Consider the following 18700-nt stretch of genomic DNA (forward strand, 5'->3'; position numbering starts at 1 on the left):
GCGGCCGTTCGGCCATAACATGGTCATGTTGGTTTTATGGCGAAAGAAATCGTGTGGGAGTCTGATCTCCATGACCGCAGTTGCCGCCAGCTGGCTACCCCTGAGCGCCGGTGAGCGCTCGGTGGCGATCGAGGTGCTCGTCCACGGCCCGCTGTCGCGCACCGAGCTCGCCCGCCGCCTCGACCTCTCCGCGGGCAGCCTCACCCGGCTGACCAAACCGCTCATCGAGTCGGGGCTGCTGATCGAGGTCCCCGAGGCGGGCGCCCCGGCCGAGGTGCGCCAGGGGCGCCCCTCGCAGCCCCTCGACGTGGTCGTCGGGTCCCGCTCCTTCGTCGGGTTCAAGATCACCGAGGACATGGTGTACGGCGTCGTCACCACGCTCAGGAGCGAGATCGTCGCCCGCCATGACCGGCCCCTCGCCGGCCACGACCCCGCCGAAGTCGCCGACCTCCTAGCGGAGATGACGAGCGAACTGGCCCGCGTCCACCCCCGGCTCGCCGGCATCGGCATCGGTGTCGGCGGCTTCGTCCAGGAGCGTGCCGTGGTCGGCGAGTCCCCCTTCCTGCACTGGCGTGACGTCCCCCTGGGTGAACTCGTCGAGGAGCGCACGGGATTGCCGGTGGTGGTCGAGAACGACGTCGCCGCCCTCGTCGAGGCGGAGACCTGGTTCGGTGCGGGACGCGGCCTCGACCGCTTCGTCGTCCTCACCATCGGCGCCGGCATCGGCTACGGCCTGGTCCTCGGCGGCCGGCGCGTCCCCTACGCCGAGGAGGACCGGGGCTTCGGACGGCACTGGATCATCGACCCCGGCGGACCCCTCACGCCCGACGGCAACCGCGGCAGCGCCGTCTCCCTGCTCACCATCCCCAGCATCCGCTACCAGGTGCACGCCGCCACCGGACGTGACCACACCTACGAGGAGATCCTCGCCCTCGCCGCGGCGGGCGACCCCATGCCCGCCCGCGTCATCGCCGAGGCCGGGCGCGCGCTCGGCGTCCTGATCGCCCAGATCGCCAACTTCGCCATGCCGCAGAAGATCATGCTGGCCGGGGAAGGGGTGGGGCTGATGGACGTGGCCGGCAAGACCGTCGAGGAGGCGATCCGCTCCCACCGCCACCCCCTGGCCACCCCCGTCGACCTGGAGACCCGGGTGTCCGACTTTCACGACTGGGCCCGCGGTGCCGCCGTCCTGGCGATCCAGGTGCTGGTGCTCGGTGTGGCCGAAGTGTGAACCGGGCCACACCTCTTGACAGGTGGCCCACAGTCGGACGTGATCAGCAACACGGTCCGATATGCCCTTTTCTGGTGTGATTACTCACGGCGCCTTCACTTCCGGGGCCGTATGCTTCACACCATGTCCACCACTGTTGAACCCGTGACCGATCGATCGGCCGACGAGGTCAACGAGGAGATCCGGGCCCTGTGGCGCCGGGCGGGCGGGACACTGAGCGGCGAGCAGCGTGAGGAGTACCAGCGCCTCGTCCTGGAGTGGGCCGCCGCCGCTCCGCAGCCGGTCCGGGCGGCCTGACCCCGGCGACCTGCGCGGGGCATCACCGCCTCGTCCCTGGGCACCCCTGACGGGATGGGCCCTCTCCTCGCACTGGCCTCAGCGGTCTGCTACGGCATCGTCGACTTCACCGGCGGTCTGCTGTCCCGCCGCGCCCACTTCGCCGCCGTCACCTTCCTCGGCCAGATCGGCGGCCTCCTGCTCGCGACCGTCGCCGCGCTCCTCCTTCCCGCCGAGGCCGTGCACCCTGCCGACCTCCTGTGGGGCGCCCTCTCCGGCATCGGAAGCGGCGCCGCCATGCACTTCCTCAACCGCGGTCTCAGCCATGGCGCGATGAGCGTGGTCGTACCCGTCAGCGCCGTCACCGGCGTCGGCCTGTCCGTGGTGTGCGGGGTGCTGCTCGGCGACCGGCCGACCGCGGTGGCCTGGCTGGGCATCGCTCTCACCGTGCCCGCGCTCTGGATGGTCTGCGGCGGCGGTATCGACGGCGGCGGAGGCGTCCCCGACGGGCTGCTCGCCAGCGCCGGCGTCGCGCTCCAGTACATCGCCCTCGCCCAGGCCGGTGCCTCGGGGGGACTGTGGCCGGTGGCCGCGGGACGGGCCGCCGCCGTACTCGTCCTGCTGCCCGCGGCGGCACGGCGCCCCCGGCGGCTGCACCTGCCGCCCGTGCGGGCCGTCCAGGCCCTGCTCGTCGGAGCGGGCGCCGCCCTCGGGCTCATCCTCTATCTGCTCGCCGCCCAGCGGCAGTTGCTGGCCGTGGCCGTCGTCCTGGCCTCGCTCTACCCGGCACTCCCCGTCGTCCTCGGACTCGCCCTGCTGCACGAGCGGTTGAGCCGGAAACAGGTGGTGGGCCTCGTGGGAGCGGGACTGGCCACGGTACTGCTCACCCTGGGATGACCCCGTTGGATGACCGCGTCTCAGCCCCAGGTGGCCGAGTAGTACCGCTGGTAGGCCTTGCGGTCCTGCTCCGAGCGGATGTACCGGGTCGCCACGAGCGCGATCAGGCTGCCTCCGAGAACCAGCAGCCCCGGCCCGACGTTGCGGGTGTCCGTGAGCCGGCTCAGCAGGGGCGTGCCCTCGGCCCCCTGCACCGCCGCCGAGGAACCGGGGGAGGCGGCACCGGGAGCGATCGAGCCCTGCGCGGAGGTGGCCGACGGCGCGGGAGAGGCCCCGCCGGCGGCGGCCGGGTTCGACACGATCAACTGCATGCCGAGATCCGACAGCGCCTTCGTCACCGGCTGGAAGAACGTCGTACCGCCCTGGGTGCAGTCACCGCTGCCGCCGGAGGTGATGCCGAGCGCGATCCCCTCGGAGAACATCGGCCCGCCGCTGTCCCCGGGTTCGGCGCACACGTTCGTCTCGATCAGCCCGGTGACCGTGCCCTCCGGGTAGTTCACCGTCGAGTTGACCCCCGTCACCTGGCCGTCGCGCAGCCCGCTCGTGCTGCCGCTGCGGAACACCCGCTGCCCGATGGCCGGATCGCCCGCGCCGGTGATCTGCACGCCCTTGCCGTTGCCGATGAACACGACACCGGCGCCGTCGCCCGCCTTCCCGTCGGCGTACTGGACCAGGGAGTAGTCGTTGCCCGGGAAGCTCTGGGTGACCGTCCTGCCCAGCTGGTTGGTGCCCCCGGTGTCCGCGAACCAGGTCGAACCGGTGGGGCCGCAGTGCCCGGCGGTGAGGATGAAGTCGCTCTGGCCGTTGGTCACGTTGAAGCCCGCCGAACAGCGTCCGCCGGTCGACAGGATGGGCTGCGCCCCGTTCAGGCGCGGAGTGAAGGTGCCCTCGGTGCGCTCCATGCGGACGAAGCCGCCGATGCCGTCCGCGACCTTCGTCATCGCGGCCCAGTCGGACGCCGAGACGGTGCTGTCGCCCTGCACGACCACCTCGTTGGTCCGGTAGTCCATGGACCAGGCCGTCCCCGCCACCCGGGGCGCGGAACGCAGCGTCCTCGCCGCCGACTTGAGCTCGTCCATGCTGTGTCCGACGACCTTCGCCCGCGCCCCGGCCTTGCGCACCTCGGCGGCCGCCTGCTCGTCGGTGACCGCGACGACCGGCTTCCCGTCGGCGCCGATCCAGGTGCCGGCGGTACGGGCGGAGCCGAGGCGCGCCACCAGGTCCGCACCCGTCTGCCCGGCCTTCATGGCGTACGTGTGCGGTACGCCGGCGGTGGCGGGAGGCTCGCTCGCGACGGCCCGCGTGACCATCACACCTCCCAGGAGGAGTCCGCCGACTGCCGCCAGCCGTGTCACTCGCCGGACGACCCGTCGTCGTGCGTGCCTCATGCATGGCTCCCGAACCCGAACAAGCGGTGTCTGCACCGCGGGGCCCTCCGGTCGTTGAGCGCCCTCCTTGCATACGCGGCCGGGGCCGGACGCGTTCACGACAGCGGGTGTTCGAGTGGGGCGAGATCCCGTTGAGGTGCCTCAATCGGCCTTGTTCACAAGCGCGTTGGCCGGATCCCCGTGACTTGAGGACCCGGCTCGGTCGAGTCGACGCGTGAGTGCGGTCGGGTGCCGTCCGCCACCCCGGCCCCGTAGGCACCAACCCGTGTCCCGCGCGCCGCCTCGTGCCCCACCACCGATGACGCACACGCACCGCACCTGCGCGGATCGAACATGTTTGCCTAGACTTCGGTCATGGACGACACGCCGCTGGAGCGGCTCGGTGCGGGCAAGTACCTGCTGCTCACCAGCTTCCGCAAGAACGGCACGCCGGTCGCCACCCCCGTGTGGGTGGTCCGCGACGGGGACACGCTCGGCGTGTGGACCGCCGCCGACACGGGGAAGGTGAAACGGATCCGGGCCCGCGCGGACGTCCTCGTCGGCCCCTGCGACGCGCGGGGCAACCCGACCGGCGACCAGATCCCGGCCACGGCCGAGATCGGCGACGCGACGACCACCGCCCGCTACCGGGATCTCCTGGCCCGCAAGTACGGCCTCCTGGGCCGGCTCACACTCCTCGGCAGCAGGCTGCGCCGGGGGCTCGACGGGACGGTCGGGATCCGCGTGACCCTGTGACGTGCGGGGCCCGGACGGACCGGACCCCGCACGAGAGGGTGCTCACGCTCGTTCGTACGGCGTGCTCACGGCCGGTCGAGCACCGTGCCGGTCAGCGCCGGCCGGTCGGGCAGCGGCTCGGCGTTGCGGTCGGTCAGCGCGAGGCGCATCGACTCGGTCGGCTCGGCGACCTGGTCCCGCACGGTCGGCACGACGAAGTCCACGCTGGTGCTGCCGGGGGGAATGTTCAGCCACACCCACAGGCTCGCGTCGGACAGCCGCCGCTCCGGGTCGGGCACGTCACCGGACCAGTCCCTGAGCCACTGCGGGTCCACGTCCTTGGTGGACAGCTCGGTGCCCTCGGTGACCGGAAGGACCCGCACCGGCTGCCAGATGTCCACCGTCGCGGGCGCGTCGATGGACAGCCGCCAGGTCAGCGTCTCGCCCTCGGTGACCCGGTCCGCGACCGGTGACAGGGTGATCACCGGCTCGGGGTCGTCGTTCTCGACGGTGACGCCGCCCCGGTACTTGCCGACGACGGAGCTCCGAACGGCCTTGACGGCGATGTCGTGCTGCACGTCCTCGCCGTAGGTGGTGTCGCCCTTCACCTCGACCGGCACGTCGATCGCGTGGCTGCCAGGCCGTACCGTCACCAGCCTGTTCTCGGCGCGGCCGCTGCCCGGGTCGAGGACGTAGACGCGGACCTGACCGCTGCCGTGGCCGGAGATCTTCACCGGGACGCGGTAGGTGCGGGTGCCCGAGTCGCCCTCCTTGACGACCGTGCGGCCCACGTCGACGCGGGGCAGCGCGGCCGCCTTGACCGCGGGGGTGCCGGGCGCCCAGCCCCAGGCGTCCATCAGCCAGGCCCGCCCGGACCGCGAACGGGGCGTCAGATCGAGGGACGTGACGTGCCGCAGATCGAGCCCCGCCCGGGCCGCCGCCGTCAGCGGGAGGCGCAGTTCCTGCGCCCAGTAGGAGGCGGTGTACCGGGAGCCCGGCAGACCGGCCATGGTGACCCGGCCGAGCGTCACCCGGCGGTGGGAGGAGTCGGTGACGGCCACGTCGAACTTGGTGCCGGTGGTGTTCGGGGGTACGAAGACGCGCAGCGCGAGCTGCTGCGAGCCGCGCAGGGAGAGCGGCTTGGCCGCGGTGATGCGCGCGGCCCTGCCCGGCGCGGACCACTTCAGGTCCACCGCGCTGCGGCCGGTCTCCTTGCCCGTCTCCCACTGCGCGAAGTGCGGTGAGGATCCGGGGGCCTCGGGGTCCAGACAGGCCACGGCAGGGTCGGGGTCGACCGCCGAGCACAGCCGGGCGCCGGTCACCTTGGCGCCGCCGTCCGGCAGGAAGCCGCCGCTGCGGCGGCCGCCGACCGCGTGGGTGAGGACCCGGGCCGGGTCGGCGGACGGAGCCCGCTTGCCGGAACCGTCGAGCAGCGGGCGCACCCGGTCGTCCCCGGAGAGGAAGAGGCGGGCCGCGGCGGCGATGTACGTGGCGCCCGCCTTGTGCTGCTGGGCGGCGGTCAGGCGGGTCGCGGCACCCGGGGAGCACACCGGGTCGGGCTGCTCCGGGTCGCTCCCGAAGTCGTCCTGGGCCGGTGCCTGGGCCTCGCCCGGGGTCCACTCGCTGTTGAAGTAGTTGTGGTTGGCGCCGACCACGTAGACCGCGCTGTGCAGCGCCGCACCCCGGCTGACCCCGCGCGTCCCGTCGACGAAGTCCTCGCCCTGGAGGTCCGACACGTCACCGTCGCACCCCGGCAGCAGCGTCACGGACGGCACGTCGGCGACCGGATTCTGGCCGAAGATCGTCGGCCCGACGAGCACGGTTCCGCGCACCTTCCAGCGCACCGGGCCCCGGTAGCCGTCCTCCGCGGCGGGCGGCGGGTAGAGGCTGTCCATGGCGGCCCGGTTGACGCCCTCGCCGCCACGCGAGTGCCCGACGAGCAGGACCCGGGAGAGATCCGCCTTCGCCGCCGCTCGGACGACGGCCGGGGCGGAGGAGCGGTGGGCGCCCCAGTCGGCCCAGCGGGCGAGGTGCTGCCGCACCAGCGAGGAGCGCGCCTGCGCCCCGGCGTCCTCGGCCTCCCAGTCCTGGGCGTTGATGCTGTTGGCCGAGATCGACACCGTCACATAGCCCTGGGAGGCGAGCAGTCGCTGGTCGCGCAGATAGCCCAGGTGGCTCGGGATCGGCTTGTAGCCGGCCGCGCAGGGCCAGTCGCCCGTGACGTCGTCCTCGGAGCCCGGCTTGTAGCAGGTGTTGTGACGGCCGTGCAGGAACAGGGCGAGCGGCCGGCTGCCGGTGGCGTTCTTCGGCGCCACGACCTCGGCGGTCATCTCCACCGGGGTGGCGAACCCGGGCAGGCGCACCGGGGCGAGGTCGTAACTGCCGGTGACGGTCCGGTACGAGCCGGGCCTGCCCGGATCGACGCCGTTCGCCGGTGCCGGCGCGGGCACCCGTGGCGCGGGCGGGCGGGACGCGTCCGTGTCCTGCGCCGCGTCCAACCGGCGCCCCGCCGCCGTCACTTGGAGGTCCGTCAGCCGCGTGGGCCGCGCGTCGGCGAGGGGGAGCCGGAAGGTCCGGCCGTCCTTCGCCGGTCTCGGCACCCCGAGCAGCCGGTCCCCGGTGCGGAACTCGACGCGCGCGTCCCCCATGGGCACGGCTTCGGGCGCGCGCCAGACCAGCTCACGCGCCCCGCGCTCCCCGTCGATCCGCCACCCCCGCGGAAGTGGCTGGTCGTCCGTCGCGCTCAACGGCCCCGCAGTGTGCGGCTGTTGAGCCTGTGCCAGTCCGGGCGAGCCCGCCAGGGCCGCCAGCACCGCCACGGCGGTCACACATATTCGCCGGGCACGGATCAATGGTTCTCTCCTCAAAACCCCGTGCGCAGGCGTCCCGTCGGTCCCGGGCGCCTCTCGCGTCACGTAGGAGGGGAGAGGGGTGTCTGTGGGTTGTCTGTGCACCGCCGCTGTCCGCGGGTGGGCGACGCGATCAAGCCACGGGGGTCACGGGGACTTCCTGGAGGCGGTCGAGGAGACCGGCAACTCCCTCACCGTCGCCTTCTTCGCACGAGGCCCACGGCGGGGAAGACCCGCGCATGCCCGACGCGCTGTTCGGGCCCGTGGACACCGGTGCCGCGACGCGTGCGACAACCCCTGAACGGGACAGTGCCCCGGCGTCGGGCGTGGGCATCGCGGCAGACCGGGGTTTCGAGACGGGGCAGCCGGTGCGCGGCGTGGTGAGGCCCGGGACGGACCGGGTGTCAGCTCCAGGCGCGGTAGGGCTCGTCGATCAGCTGGAAGACCGGCTCACCGCGGACCGGGTCCTTGGCCGTCGACATCCGCACCCGGTCACCGCTGTGGATCGCGGCCGGCGGGCCCATGACCCGGCCCCGTACGACGAATCCCTCGGCCAGCTCGATCAGCGACACATTGCGTGCGGCGGGGGTGTTGCGGTGGACCACCGTGGAGTGCCGGACCGTGCCCACGCCCTCGCTGCGCTCGGTACGCAGGTCGCCGCCCTGGCAGACCGGACACAGCAGCCGGTGGTACATCGCCGTGCCGCACCAGGTGCAGCGCTGGAAGAGGATCGCGTCCGTGGCCGGAGCGGCGGGCTCGAGTACGCCCGCCGCGGAACCGGCTGCCTGACGAGCAATGCTTCCTGAGGGGTGGTACACGCTGGTCAACTCCCTGCGCTCGGCCGGAATCCCACGTGCTCGGGTAACCGTGCACGGACGTGCGCGGCTCCCGTGCCGCCGTGCACACCGTCAGCGTATGGCACTGAGTGTCAGCCGTAAAGGTACTGCGTACCCTCAACTTGCGCGGAACGACGGGGGTGGCCGAGGCGCTCAGTCCCCGTCGAGCGTGGACTCGATCTCCTGGACCACCCGCCACAGCGGCGCGCCGCGGCGGGAGACGATCACCACCACGTCCTCGGCCGGCTCCTCGGCGGCCGGCGCCCCCGCCGCCCCGAAGGCCGCCTGCACATAGCCGAGCGCGTGCTCCACGGCCTGCTCGGCGTCGCCCTGCCCGTCCGAGCGCAGCCAGGAGCGCAAAGCGTTGTTGTGGGCCGCGGCCACGGCGGCGGCGATCACGTCGGCCCGCAGCGTCCCGTCGTGGAGCCCCTTCAGACGCCCGCGCAGATACTCGGCGAAGGACCGCTCGTAGCGCCACACCACGGACAGCTCGTAGGCGCGCAGACCCGGCACCTGCTTGGTGAGGCGGTAGCGCTGCACCGAGAAGGTCGGGTTCTCGGTGTACATGCGCAGGACCAGCCTGACCGCCTCGCAGACCCGCTCCAGCGGGTCGCACCCGGGGTCGCTCGCGTCCAGGAAGGCCGTCATGTCGGCCAGGCAGCGCTCGTGGTCCGGGAAGACCACGTCCTCCTTGGAGGGGAAGTACCGGAAGAACGAGCGGCGTCCGACCCCGGCGAGCGCGACGATGTCGTCGACGGTGGTCTGCTCGTAACCCCGTTCCAGGAACAACTGGAAGGCTGCCGCGACCAGCGCGTCCCGCATGGCGGGCTTGGTGGAGCTCATGGTCGCGAACGTAGCACCTGAACGCTCGGGATGGCACTGGGTGCTGCGCCGAGAGGGAACTGAGTGCTCTTCCTCCGCGTTGTCGGGCGCCGGTTCCGCCGCATACGATCGGCGCCCGCCCGCCGAGGAGTCCCGCATGTTCCGCCGCCCCGCCCTCCTGTACGTCACCGACCTCGCCTACCAGGCCCGCGGGCGCCGCTACTGCGACGAGGACATCCTCCTCACCGCGCGCCTCAGGGAGGACTTCGACCTGGCCCTGTGCCATCCCCGGGACGCCGCCGCGCTGGCGGACGGGTTCGACGCCGTCGTCGTCCGCAACAGCGGGCCGGTCCTGGCCCACCAGGAGGCGTACGACGCGTTCCGCGAGCAGGCGCTGCGCAACGGCACGCGTGTGTACAACCCGCTGTCCGGCAAGGCCGACATGGCGGGCAAGCAGTACCTGCTCGACCTCACCGCCGCGGGACACCCCGTCATCCCTACCGTCGACCGTGCCGAGGACCTGGACCGGCTGCCCACAACGGACCGGTACGTCGTCAAGCCCAGGCTCGGCGCCGACTCCATAGGCCTGCGGATCGTGTCCGCCGACGAGGTGCGCGCACACATCGACGGACAGGTCCTCGTCCAGCCGTGCGTCGACTTCGCCTACGAGGTGTCCTTCTACTTCGTCGATCACGACTTCCAGTACGCCCTGTACGCGCCGCACCCCGACCGTCGCTGGGCCCTGGAACCGTACCGGCCCACCCCGGAGGACCTGGAGTTCGCCCGGCGCTTCATCGAGTGGAACGCTCTCGGTCACGGCATCCAGCGCGTGGACGCCTGCCGGGCGCCCGGCGGCGGACTCCTGCTGGTCGAACTCGAGGACCTCAACCCGTACCTGTCCCTGGACGCCCTGGACGACGGCGGCAGGGACGCGTTCGTCGCGGCCGTGAAGGCATCCCTGCACGGCTTCCTCGCCGCCGCTCCCCGCTGAGCGGCGGGCCCGGGCAACGCAGCGGACGAGCTGAACTCCCGGGCCCGCGGCGCCGTATCACTCCCCGGGGGACGGTCCACACCCCGTGTGTGCGGGACGGAAGGAGACCAGGATGCCGACACCGTCCGACCGGGAGGTGCCGCCGAGCGTGCCGCCCATCGAACCCGTCCGGGTGCTGCGGCCTCGCCGCACCGACGCGCTCGCGGAGCTGATGAAGGACATGCCGCCCCGGGCGGCCGTCGGATACGAGTCCTTCGCCCTGTCCGGCCCGCCGTCCGGGACCGAGGACGCGACCCAGGAACTGCCGCCGGTCCGCGACGGCCGCGAACGCACCCGGCGTCCCCGGGACATCCCGCGCGGGCGGGTGCCGGGACTGCGCCGCACGGCCGTCCCGGGGGCCGTGACGGCTGCCGCGGTGATCGGTTTCGGCTGCGCGCTCCTGCTCGTCGAACGCGGCGAGCACTCCGCCGCGGCGGCCGACCCGCAGCCGACCGCCACCGCGCCCGCGACCCCCACACCCACCCCGACGGCCTCCGGCGCCACCGACCCCGACGGTCCCGGCACCCTCCGCCAGGGCGACAGCGGCCCCGACGTGACCGACCTGCAGGAACGCCTGCGCCGCATCCCGAACGTCTACGACAACGGCTCCACCGACGGCACCTACGACCCGACCCTGACCGCCGCCGTGGCCCGCTTCCAGCTCTGGTACGGCATCCGCGGCGACGAGGACGGCGTGTACGGCGACGACACACGGCGGGACCTGGAGTCCCGCACCGGCGGCTGATCGAGGAGGATGGCGGCATGGACGTGTTCATCGACCGCCTCGACCCCGACATGTGCGTCGTGACCGCCGCAGCGGACGGCGAACGCGCCGGCTGTCTCGTCGGATTCGCCTCGCAGTGCTCGATGGAGCCCGTGCGGTACGTGGTGTGGCTGTCGAAGGCCAACCGCACCTACCGGGTGGCCCGCACCGCGAGCCGCCTCGCCGTTCATCTGCTCACCCGCGAACAGCGGGCCCTGGCCGAGCTGTTCGGCGGCCGGACGGGGGACCGCACGGACAAGTTCGCCCGGGTCCGCTGGCGGGAGGAGGCGGGCGGGGCCGTCGTGCTGGAGGAGGCGGCGGCCTGGTTCGTCGGCACGGTCGTGCGGCGTGTCGAGGGGGGTGACCACGTCGGGTTCGTCCTGGAACCGCAGACGTGGGGCGGGCGCGAGGACACCGGGGGCGCGAGGCTGCTGCGGCTGTCCGACGCGACTTCCATCTCGCCCGGCCACCCGGCCGGCTGAGCCCGGCCGGACGCACCGCGCGGGTGCCGGCGGGCTCACTCCGGGCCGGACGGCACCCGGATGTCCACGACGCAGACGTCGTCGCGCCGGTCGCCCTGAAGCACCGAGCCCAGCAGCGGGGCCAGGGAGCCGGGCTCGTCCGTGTGGTGGGCCGCGACGGCCGCGGCGAGCCGGTCCAGACCGTGGTCGATGCCCTCCGAGGGCCTCTCGACCAGTCCGTCGGTGTAGAGCAGGACGCGGTCACCCGGCTCCAGGAGACAGCGCGCCTCCTGGAAGTCCGGATCGGAGCTCGCCCCCAGCAGTATGCCGAGCGGGCGGTCCAGGTAGCGCACCTCCCCGCCGCGCACGAGCAGCGGCGGCGGATGGCCGGCCTGCGCCCACACCAGGCAGTGCTCGCCGGGGTCGTAGCGGGCCAGGACCATGGTGGCGGTGCCATGGGAGTCGCGCGAGTGCAGCAGCAGGGTGTTGAGACGGGCGAGCGCACCGGTCAGCGACGAGCCCGTGATGACCATGCCCTTGGCCGTGAAGCGCAGTTGGGCCATGGTGGCCACGGCGTCGATGCCGTGCCCGGCGACGTCACCGACCACGAACAGGGCGTCGCCGTCGGGCAGTTCTATGGCGCTGAACCAGTCCCCGCCGACATGGATCCCCGACTGGGCGGGCAGGTAGGCCACTTCGACGCGCAGTCCGGCGAGGCGGACCGGCCGGGTGGGCAGGGGCAGCAGCGCGTGCTGGAGACGGGCGGCCAGGGCTCGCTCGGCGTGCAGTACGCCGTGCTGGGTCTCGATCGCCTGCTCACTCTTGACGAGGGCCAGTTCGGCGCTGCGCTGTGCAGTGAGGTCCTGCACGAAGCCGTGCACCTCGACGGGTTCGCCCTCGGTGTCCGTCACGACCTCGGCGACCATCCGCAGATGGCGGACCTCGTCACCGGCCCGGATCCGGAACGGGACGTCGAACTGGAGCCCGGAGCGCACGAGTTCCCGCACGGCGTCGGCGAGTACCGGTACGTCCTCGGGCAGCGCGAGCCGCGGCAGGTCGGCCAGGGGGACCGGTCCGAGCGCAGGGTCCCGGTTCATGACGAGGAAGGTCTGGGAGGACCAACTGCCCTCGCCGGTGACCAGGTTCCAGTTCGCCCAGCCCAGGTTCCCCAGCCGCTGCACGTCCGCCAGCCGCTGTTCCTGACGGTCGGAGGAGGCGTGGCGGACCCAGGTGACGACCAGGGCGCCACCGAGGCGGGCCGCGCGCACGGCGTACGTGGACAGTTCGGCGGAGCCGTCCACGACCTCCTGACAGGCGAAGGGCTCGCCCTCGAACGGTTCGCCGGTGGTCAGCGTGCGCAGACAGCCGTGCCACACCGCCTCGTCCGCCATGCTCGGGAAGCACTCCAGGATCCGTCGGCCGAGCAGCTGCCTGCCGGTGCGGCCCACGACGTCGACCGCCTCCTCGGTGGCGGCGTCGATGCGGTAGTCCACGAGCTCTCCCGAGGGGCCGCGCAGCGGGGTGAGCAGCATGGCCGAGCCCGGCAGTGAGTCGAACACGGGCTGGGCGGTGGCGGCCGGGGCGGTGTCACTGTGCTCGGGTCGGGTGCCGAAGGAGCGCAGCCAGCCGGCGCAGAGCCGGACGACGGCCTGCAACAGGTGCCGGGTCCGGGGCGGGAACGGCCCGCCGCGGGTACGCAGGATCCCGAGGCAGACCTCGGCCCCGTCGCCGGCCGGCACCGGCAGCCAGGCGCGGGACAGCCAGCGCTCGGGCGGGTCCCCGATGAGCAGGTGCCGCTCCCGGTCCGTCGCGAAGTCCTCCAGCCAGCGCGGCTCCCGTGCCCGCAGCGCCTCGAGCGCGGCGATGCCGTTCAGCGGGGGAACCCGCGCCCACTGGGAGGCCAGGATGGGGTCGATGCCCGCGTGGCCGATCAGTTCGAGCCCTCCGGCCGGCAGGGACCGGAAGAGCAGGAGGGCGTCGGCGTCGACGTCCGCAGTGAGCTCCTCCAGGAGACAGCCGGCCAGGTCCTGGGGGGTGGCCGCATGGACGAGGGCCTTGCCGAGGCGGGCGAGGACGCTGAAGCCGTCGTCGGGATCGCAGCCTTCCCGCAGGGCGGAGTCGTCGGTGGCGGGTGGGGCGGACCGCGGGCCGGCCGGGCCGGGGATGGCGGACAGCGGGGCGTCGTCACCGGCGGGGGACTCGGTGGTGGTGCCGAGCGGGGGCAGGGAGCCGAGGGTGAGCCAGCACTCCTCCAGCAGTGTGCGCCGGCCGGCCCTGGCACGCTGGAGCAGGTCCTCGCCGGCCGCGTCCGGTGTGCACCCGGTCAGAGCCATGATCGCGCCCTTGGCGCGCTCCAGTACCGCGGAAGTGGCGGCCTGGTCCCGCAACCGGTCCATTTCCGCACGTTGTCGGGCCACGACCTTGGCCAGCGCGGCCATGTCGGGCGTGGTGCCGGCGTGCGTGGGGCCGGTCGACTCGCTCGTCACGGGTTGAGCATGGCACATGCGTCACGGGTCGATCGCGCCGATGCGAACGCGCATCCCACACACCGGTGACCGTCCCGGTTGACGAAAGCGGCCGGGCTCCCCGTTCCGGGCCGGGTCAGTGGTCGGGCGGCGGGTAGAGCCACCTGCGCAGCACCCGACTCAGCAGCGGCATCACGAGGTAGGTGAGCACCGGCAGCAGGAGCACGGGGAAGACGGCGGCCCGCAGCGGCAGGGGCCAGGCGGCGGTGCGGGGCGACACCAGCCACTGGATGAGCAGCGTGAACGGGAAGGCGCCGAGAAACGTGGTGAGCACCATCTTCCAGCGGACCGGGGGCCGCACGGTGGTGCCCGGCAGGCTGAACCAGGTCTCGAGGCCGGTCGTCGACTGCCGTTCACTGCCGAGTTCCGTGGCGATGTCGTGGACCCGCGCGTGCCAGTCCGCCCGTTCGTCCGACTCCAGCCACGCGCTGAGCCGGTGCGCGTCGGACCAGCGGAGCACGGCGTGGAAGCGGTGACCGTCCTCGGGACGCAGCCAGGAGACGCCCTCGTTGCCCGGGAACCGTCTGGCACAACGGGTGATCCCGTGCGTCCAGCGCTCGAACTCGCGCTCCCGGCCGGGGCGCACCTCCCAGGTGAGGACCGTGGTGACCGGATCGCCTCGTCGTACGTCGGTGGTGCTCATGCTCACCACGGGTTTCACGTACGGCGTGGGTCATGCCCCGCGGGCGGGTTCAGCGCCCGTGGTGGTGGTCGACCAGGGCCCGGGTGACCGCGCGGATGCTGCGGGCGATGTGCTGGAGCTGGAGCACCTCGGCCGCGTACAGCTTGATCGTGTGCTCGATGACCGACTCCGGCAGCCCGAGCGAGGGCAGGTCCGCGCGGGCGGTCTGGAGCGCGGTGCGGGCGACCCGGATCTCGTGCTGGACCTGGATCTGCGCGTGCCGGGCGAGGAGCACGGTGTGCCGCGTCAGGGCCGGATAACTGGCGTACCGCGCCGGCACCAGCTCGCGCAGCCACTTGGCGGCCGAGCGCTCCCAGTCGTAGCTGCCGGGCGTCTTGACCTGGCAGGGCCAGTCCGGGCCGGGACGGGTGGTGGTCCGCGTGGTCGTCAGGGGCATGGTGATCGCTTCCGGGTGTGCGGCGTCGTGCGGGTGGTCCGACGGTTTGGGCGGCCCCGGCCTAGGGGATGACCGGGGCCGCCATGGGCTCGCGTGCAGGCGAGGCCCTACCGAACACCCCGGGCGCCGACGCGGGTAGGTGACGACGGCTCGGGATGTCCGTGAAGGAGCCCTCTCGGGCGGGTGGGGGTGGGGACGGGGACAGGGGTGCGGACGGTCCCGGAGGTCCCGGGGGTGATCCGTGAGCAGTATTTATATATGCCGTCCGCTTGGCAAGACGTATGAAAACATTCATGCTCGATTTATTACGGCTGCCCCGGTCTGAAGGTGTTTGACCGGGGTGGGTGCGGTCAGTCCCGGAGGAAGAACTGGTGCTGGTCGGAGATCTGCTCGTACTCCTCGAGCCGCGCCTGGGTGCGCTCGGGGTCGGCGTCGGTCATCGCCTGGAGCAGGGCCGCGGCGATCACGCCGGGCGCGGCGTAGGAGTCGAAGACCAGCCGGGAGCCCGTGCCGGTGGAGAACAGGACGTCCGCCTCGTCGGCCACGTGCCCGAGCGCCAGGTCCGTGACGAGGGCGATCCTCAGTCCGGCGCTGCGAGCGACCCGCAGGGCCGTGAGGGTCTCCTGGGCGTGCCGCGGCATCGAGAAGGCGAGCACCCAGGTGCCGCCCGCCTCGCGTGACTGAAGGAGAGCGTCGTAGGCGACACTGCCACCGCGGGTGACCAGCCGTACGTCGGGGTGGATACGGCGGGCCGCGTAGGCGAAGTACTCGGCCAGGGACGCCGAGATGCGCAGGCCCAGGACGGTCAGCGGGGTCGACCCGGACAGATCGCGGCCGAGCTGGATCACCCGGTCGGGGTCGGCGAAGTCGCGGCGCAGGTTCTCCAGGTTCTCGATCTCCGCGTCGACCGCGGCCTGGAGTTCGTTGCCGCGCGACTCGTCGTCGGTGACCGGCCCGCCGGCCAGCGTGCCGAGCGCGATGGACTGGAGCTTCTCCCGCAGCGCGGGATAGCCGCTGAAGCCCACGGCCGCGGCGAACCGTGTCACCGAGGGCTGGCTGACGCCCACGCGCTCCGCGAGATCGGTGATGGACAGGAACGCCGCCTCGGTGATGTGCTCGATCAGGTACTGCGCGATGCGCCGCTGCCCGGGGGACAGCCGGGGCCTGTCGAAGAGCGTCCTGAGCTGGGAGGCCGGGGCCGCCTCCGTTTCCGGTGCGGTCTTGCCCGAGGTGATCGCGGATGCCTGTGCGCGTGCCTGCTGGGGCGATGACACCGGGGCGCCTCCTTCGTCTGCCACGGGGAGTCAACATAGCTCACACCCCCCGGTGACCAGCGCTTGTACGAAGGCGTCCGGCCACCGCCGATCGGGACGGGTACGCGGCGCCCGAGCGGGAACCCGCCGCTGGGCAAGGCCTTCGACGACACCTGAGGAGCAGTCCCGTATGACGGTCCCCGAGGAGAACCGGCGCAAGACGGACACCACCGACCGGCTCTTGGAGAACCAGCACGAGGAGGGCGGCGCCCCCGCCCCCGGCGGCAGCGGACGCACCCTGCGCGAGGCGTTCGAGGAGGCGCGGGTACGCCCCGACGACTTCGCGCAATGACGGCACCGCACGGCAAACCACGGCTATCGGCAGGTGAGACGCAATGGGTGCGCTGAGCGCGCTGGAACAGGCAATGGAGCACGGGTGGGAGGCGCTGTGGGCGCGGGTCGTCGACCGGGAGCCGGTCGAACTCCTCGACGCCCTGCGACGCGAGTGCGACAGCAACGTGGTCGTGTGCAGCGAGAGCAGGGTGGTGGTCCCGAACGCGTACGACGTCGAGCTCGCGGACTTCGCCTACGACGAACTGGTGCGCCGGGGCAGCGATGTGGGGCAGGAGCTCACGGACAGCCTGGCCCGGCACGGCGAGCGTCAGGGATATGAATGGGCGGGCCCGCTCGCCGTGCACATCAGCCGGTCCGACCGGGTGCCCAACGGCCGTTACCGTGTGACGAGCCGGGCGATGGCGCACGTGAGCGCCGAGGGGTTCCAGGACGCGGTGCGCTGAGCGGACTCTGCTTCCTCTCGCCTTGGTGGTCATCGGCGGTAGATCGTGATCGAGTGGCCGACCTCGTCGACCGGCCGGCTGCTGTCGATCAACTCGGCCAGCCGGCCCTTCGCCTTGGCGACCGAGGAGTCCGAGACGACCAGCAGTCCGCGCACCTCGTCCACCGGCACCTCGCGCGGATCGGCCGCCTCGATGCCGTAGGAGGACGGCACGCCGCTGCCCTTGTAGACGAGCCAGATCCGCTCGTCGGGGTAGCGCTCGCGCAGCCGGTCGGCGAGCCGGCCGAGGTCCTGGCCCCAGTCGACGTTGGAGTCGTGCAGCCGCAGATGGGTGCGGGCCGGTCCGCCGAACGCCTCGTTGGAGTACGGCAGATAGTAGGGAAAGGTCCGTGCCAAGCTGACCGCGACGAACAGCACCAGTGCTCCCGTCACGACCGTCGCCCAGCGCCGGCGCACCGCGAGGACGCAACCGGCGGCCACCGTCAGGAACATGGGCAGGAACAGGGTGTACCGGGTGCCGAAGTCGCGTGAGCCCGTCATGGCCGAGGCCAGCAGCACCCCGGCGGGCACGAGCAGATACGGCGCGGCGGGCCGCAGCCGTCGTACCGCCACCAGCACGGCGGCACCGGCGGCCCACAGTGCGAGCAGGCCCAGCGGGGTCTTCACCAGGAGCGCGGCCGGCAGGTAGTACCAGAGGTGCCCGGTGTACACCCGCCCGAACAGGAAGCCCTCCCACGGGTGGTTCTCGAAGCGGAACTGGATGCGCATCCCGTCCGCGTAGGCCCGCGGGAACGGCAGCAGATCGGCCAGGGTCCCGCGCAGCCCGTGCACCACCGGCACCTGGTCCTGGGCGGTCCCCCGCAGCCGCGGATCGACCACCAGGTACGACGCCCAGACGACGGCGACGGCTGCCAGGGCCAGGACCGCGGTCCCGGTGAGCACCCGCAGCAGTCGCGCACGCGTCCCGTCACCGGGACGCGCGCTCCACACCGAGAGGGCGGCCAGTCCCAGCAGGACCGGCACGGCCGGCAGTGCGCTCATCTTGGTCGCCAGGGCGGCCCCGAGCGCCAGTCCGGCGAGGGGCACGTACAGACGTGGCCGGACGCGGGCCCGCCACAGCAGCCACACCGAGGTCAGCAGGAAACCGGCCATGGGCACGTCGAGCGTGGCCAGCGATCCGTGGGCGACGACGTCGGGAGAGAAGGAGTACAGGGCCAGAGCCGTCAGCCCCGCCGCCCGTCCGGCCAGTTCGCGGGCGAAGGCGAACACGACCAGCCCCGACAGCAGGGTCAGCACGATCACCGGGAGCCGGGCCCAGAACATCAGCTGCCAGGGGTCGTTGCCCGACGCGTACAGCAGATGCGGGCCCAGGTCCACCTGGGGGCCGTCGAACGCCGTGTCCACGTGCGGGGCGGCGATCGCCACCCCGGCGGCGATCACCAGCTTGCCGAGCGGTGGATGCTCCGGGTTGTGGCGCACGCCCCGGCCGTGCAGGTAGTCGGCGGCCGTGGCCACGTAGACCGGTTCGTCGATCGTGGGCGTCTGCTGCACGGCGGTCGTCACCATCACGGCCGCCATCTGCGCGAGCAGCAGGACGACGAGGAGCGGCACGAGCCATCGTCGGACCGGCCGCGGAGGTCGCACCGCGTCGTCGCGTGGCCGGGGCACGGAAGCCGCGTCCAGGACCGTCTGCTGCTCGCTCGCCATCATCCGCCCCGCGGTGGGACCGGCCGGGCGGCGGGAGCGATCCGGAGGCACCTCATGAGGGCCACTCTCGCAT

At 72.7% G+C, this 18700-nt stretch carries 18 protein-coding genes; 9 read left to right on the plus strand and 9 right to left on the minus strand.

The window, feature by feature from the left end; translation table 11 throughout:
• Positions 1-70 precede the first annotated feature (70 nt).
• From M2163_RS42260 to M2163_RS42270, 3 genes are all read left to right on the plus strand, one after another.
• Positions 71-1231, plus strand: coding sequence for an ROK family transcriptional regulator (locus M2163_RS42260; protein WP_280847569.1), 1161 nt, complete (start codon positions 71-73; stop codon positions 1229-1231).
• Between the two features lie 111 nt (positions 1232-1342).
• A complete protein-coding gene (locus tag M2163_RS42265) occupies positions 1343-1528 on the plus strand; it encodes a hypothetical protein (protein ID WP_007386663.1) in 186 nt (61 codons plus the stop codon).
• A gap of 54 nt (positions 1529-1582) precedes the next feature.
• Complete coding sequence (locus tag M2163_RS42270; RefSeq protein WP_280896683.1) at positions 1583-2404, plus strand: DMT family transporter; 822 nt, start codon at positions 1583-1585, stop codon at positions 2402-2404.
• Positions 2405-2424: 20 nt separating this feature from the next.
• Here M2163_RS42270 and M2163_RS42275 read toward each other — a convergent pair whose 3' ends face one another.
• Positions 2425-3792, minus strand: a complete 1368-nt coding sequence (locus tag M2163_RS42275; RefSeq protein WP_280896684.1) for a S1 family peptidase — start codon at positions 3790-3792, stop codon at positions 2425-2427.
• 354 nt (positions 3793-4146) lie between these two features.
• Between M2163_RS42275 and M2163_RS42280 the strand changes: the two genes are divergently transcribed.
• The gene (locus tag M2163_RS42280; protein WP_280896685.1) at positions 4147-4527 is read left to right on the plus strand and encodes a PPOX class F420-dependent oxidoreductase; all 381 of its coding nucleotides are present in this window, start codon (positions 4147-4149) and stop codon (positions 4525-4527) included.
• 65 nt (positions 4528-4592) lie between these two features.
• Here M2163_RS42280 and M2163_RS42285 read toward each other — a convergent pair whose 3' ends face one another.
• The 3 genes from M2163_RS42285 to M2163_RS42295 form a co-directional block, all read right to left on the minus strand.
• On the minus strand, positions 4593-7358 hold the full coding sequence (locus tag M2163_RS42285) for a hypothetical protein (protein ID WP_280896686.1): 2766 nt from the start codon (positions 7356-7358) through the stop codon (positions 4593-4595).
• A 401-nt stretch (positions 7359-7759) separates the two neighbouring features.
• Positions 7760-8173: an OB-fold domain-containing protein gene (locus M2163_RS42290; RefSeq protein WP_280847564.1), complete on the minus strand. Its 414-nt coding sequence runs from the start codon at positions 8171-8173 to the stop codon at positions 7760-7762.
• Between the two features lie 171 nt (positions 8174-8344).
• Entirely contained in the window at positions 8345-9034 is a 690-nt protein-coding gene (locus M2163_RS42295) for a TetR family transcriptional regulator (protein ID WP_280896687.1), read from the minus strand.
• A 136-nt stretch (positions 9035-9170) separates the two neighbouring features.
• Here M2163_RS42295 and M2163_RS42300 point away from each other — a divergent pair, with 136 nt between their 5' ends.
• The 3 genes from M2163_RS42300 to M2163_RS42310 all read left to right on the plus strand — a co-directional run bounded on the left by M2163_RS42300 (position 9171) and on the right by M2163_RS42310 (position 11288).
• Positions 9171-10004 carry a hypothetical protein gene (locus tag M2163_RS42300; protein ID WP_280896688.1) on the plus strand — a complete coding sequence of 278 codons (834 nt, stop codon included), beginning with the start codon at positions 9171-9173 and terminating at the stop codon, positions 10002-10004.
• A gap of 112 nt (positions 10005-10116) precedes the next feature.
• Positions 10117-10788, plus strand: coding sequence for a peptidoglycan-binding domain-containing protein (locus tag M2163_RS42305; protein WP_280896689.1), 672 nt, complete (start codon positions 10117-10119; stop codon positions 10786-10788).
• Between the two features lie 17 nt (positions 10789-10805).
• Positions 10806-11288, plus strand: coding sequence for a flavin reductase family protein (locus tag M2163_RS42310; RefSeq protein ID WP_280896690.1), 483 nt, complete (start codon positions 10806-10808; stop codon positions 11286-11288).
• 35 nt (positions 11289-11323) lie between these two features.
• On the opposite strand, the gene M2163_RS42315 is transcribed toward M2163_RS42310, so the two are convergent.
• The 4 genes from M2163_RS42315 to M2163_RS42330 form a co-directional block, all read right to left on the minus strand.
• Entirely contained in the window at positions 11324-13705 is a 2382-nt protein-coding gene (locus M2163_RS42315; protein WP_280897402.1) for a SpoIIE family protein phosphatase, read from the minus strand.
• Between the two features lie 163 nt (positions 13706-13868).
• Positions 13869-14435 (minus strand): antibiotic biosynthesis monooxygenase, encoded by a 567-nt coding sequence (locus tag M2163_RS42320; RefSeq protein ID WP_280847559.1) that lies wholly within the window; start codon positions 14433-14435, stop codon positions 13869-13871.
• Positions 14436-14484: 49 nt separating this feature from the next.
• Positions 14485-14871: a hypothetical protein gene (locus tag M2163_RS42325; protein WP_280896691.1), complete on the minus strand. Its 387-nt coding sequence runs from the start codon at positions 14869-14871 to the stop codon at positions 14485-14487.
• Between the two features lie 350 nt (positions 14872-15221).
• Entirely contained in the window at positions 15222-16145 is a 924-nt protein-coding gene (locus M2163_RS42330) for a MurR/RpiR family transcriptional regulator (RefSeq protein ID WP_280847557.1), read from the minus strand.
• Positions 16146-16314: 169 nt separating this feature from the next.
• Here M2163_RS42330 and M2163_RS42335 point away from each other — a divergent pair, with 169 nt between their 5' ends.
• Both M2163_RS42335 and M2163_RS42340 read left to right on the plus strand, forming a co-directional pair.
• The gene (locus M2163_RS42335; protein WP_280847556.1) at positions 16315-16476 is read left to right on the plus strand and encodes a hypothetical protein; all 162 of its coding nucleotides are present in this window, start codon (positions 16315-16317) and stop codon (positions 16474-16476) included.
• Between the two features lie 43 nt (positions 16477-16519).
• Positions 16520-16921, plus strand: a complete 402-nt coding sequence (locus tag M2163_RS42340) for a DUF3662 domain-containing protein (RefSeq protein WP_280847555.1) — start codon at positions 16520-16522, stop codon at positions 16919-16921.
• A gap of 29 nt (positions 16922-16950) precedes the next feature.
• Here M2163_RS42340 and M2163_RS42345 read toward each other — a convergent pair whose 3' ends face one another.
• On the minus strand, positions 16951-18678 hold the full coding sequence (locus M2163_RS42345; RefSeq protein ID WP_280896692.1) for a phospholipid carrier-dependent glycosyltransferase: 1728 nt from the start codon (positions 18676-18678) through the stop codon (positions 16951-16953).
• Between the last annotated feature and the right edge of the window lie 22 nt (positions 18679-18700).

It is taken from the genome of Streptomyces sp. SAI-135, from assembly GCF_029893805.1.
Classification (GTDB): Bacteria; Actinomycetota; Actinomycetes; order Streptomycetales; family Streptomycetaceae; genus Streptomyces.